Here is a 453-nt window from a genome sequence, read left to right on the forward strand (position 1 = left end):
TTTATTAAGGGTAAAACTAACAATGCATTTGGCTTGGAATTCCATCCGGATACTTATAGTGATTTTTTGGATAATATTTATCATTCCCTTCATTCTCGTAATATTGAACAACATGTTATGACTACGTATAAATTTATGGAATTTATAAAGAAAGCAGATAAATTAGATTTTAAATTGGGAAATGTCATTTTGGAGAAAGAAGAACAATTATATGGTTACGATGGATATGAATGTCTTAAAGACTCTTTAAATCGTGAGGATGTAAATGCGACTATTGAGTATCTTGATTTACTAGTACAAGAGGCAATAGAAATTAAATGTATAGAAGGATACTTTATTAAAGAAGATGGTAACTTAGAGCGTTTGAACATTTATTCAAATGGTACTATTTCAACAACTATTAGTACAGGAAAAGAAAAGAATGAATATTTATTTTTAGAATTTCTTGTCAAG

The 453-nt window shown here is 27.8% G+C and carries 1 protein-coding gene; it reads left to right on the top strand.

Annotated features, from left to right (window positions below; all coding sequences use genetic code 11):
* Window positions 1-453 (top strand): hypothetical protein (locus tag KVT27_RS23720; RefSeq protein WP_217582082.1); only part of this gene is annotated, 453 nt, incomplete at both ends.

The organism is Lysinibacillus sp. GbtcB16 (genome assembly GCF_019091145.1).
Taxonomy (GTDB): Bacteria; Bacillota; Bacilli; order Bacillales_A; family Planococcaceae; genus Lysinibacillus; species Lysinibacillus fusiformis.